The organism is Mesorhizobium sp. WSM4837 (genome assembly GCF_055811435.1).
In genome coordinates, this window is record NZ_JBVVQE010000197.1 from 1 (window position 1) to 1,292 (window position 1,292).

At 58.0% G+C, this 1,292-nt stretch carries 1 protein-coding gene; it reads left to right on the forward strand.

Features of this window, described 5'->3' with window-relative positions; all coding sequences use genetic code 11:
- Positions 1-1,292 (forward strand): type IV secretion system ATPase VirD4 (virD4, locus tag AC0L3D_RS36650; RefSeq protein ID WP_473647528.1); only part of this gene is annotated, 1,292 nt, incomplete at both ends.

Genomic DNA, 1,292 nt, shown 5'->3' on the forward strand with positions numbered 1-1,292 from the left:
GCGGCAAGTCTGTACGCAACGTTCCGCCACGGGGGTAGCGGCGAGGCTTTGATGACGTTTGACGTCCGTGCCTTTTGGTTTGAGACCCCCTTCTATCTGGGTTTCGCAACCCCCGTCTTCTATCGGGGCGCAGCTATCTTGCTCTCGACGTCCGCGGTCGTCTTGCTGATTCAGCGGATCGTATTACGCCACAAGCTCGAACACCACGGGACGGCTCGTTGGGCTCGAGTGGATGAAATGCGACGCACCGGATATCTGCGACGATACCGTGGCGTGACAGGCCCGGTATTTGGGAAGACGAGTGGCCCTTTCTGGCCTGGCTACTACCTGACCAATGGCGAGCAGCCTCACAGCCTCATCGTTGCACCGACGCGCGCTGGCAAGGGCGTCGGCATAGTCATTCCAACGCTACTTACATTCAAAGGCTCAGTGATAGCTCTGGATGTCAAAGGGGAGCTCTTTGAGCTCACCTCGAGGGCGCGCAAAGCCGCAGGCGACGACGTGTTCAAATTCGCGCCGCTGGATTCGGAGCGGCGCACAAACTGCTACAATCCGCTGTTGGATCTTATAGCGCTGCCTCCACAGCTGCAATTCACCGAAGCCCGCCGCTTGGCCGCAAACCTGATTACGGCGAAGGGGGAGGGCGCGGAAGGTTTCGTCAGCGGCGCGCGAGATCTCTTTGTCGCGGGCATCCTCGCCTGCATCGAGCGGGGCACGCCAACAATCGGCGCCGTCTATGATCTCTTCGCCCAGCCGGGGGAGAAGTTTAAGCTCTTCGCGCGACTCGCCATGGAGACCCAGAACAAAGAGGCACAACGCATATTCGACGACATGGCGGGGAACGACACGAAAATCCTGACCTCCTACACTTCCGTGCTCGGCGATGGCGGGCTCAATTTGTGGGCGGATCCCGCTGTAAAGGCAGCTACAAGTCGCTCGGACTTTTCGGTCTATGATCTTCGCCGTCGCAGAACGTGCATCTATCTTTGTGTTGGTCCGAACGATCTTGAGGTGATCGCGCCTTTGATACGCTTGTTTTTTCAGCAAATCGTTTCAATTCTGCAGCGGTCGCTGCCCCGCCGGGATGAAAAGAACGAGGTTCTCTTTCTGCTCGATGAGTTCAAGCACTTGGGTAAGCTGGAGGCGATCGAGACCGCAATTACGACCATCGCGGGCTACAAGGGTCGCTTCATGCTCATCATCCAGAGCCTCTCCGCACTGACGGGGGCCTATGGCGAGGCTGGCAAGCAGAATTTTCTCAGCAATACCGGCCTGCAAGTGTTCATGGCCAC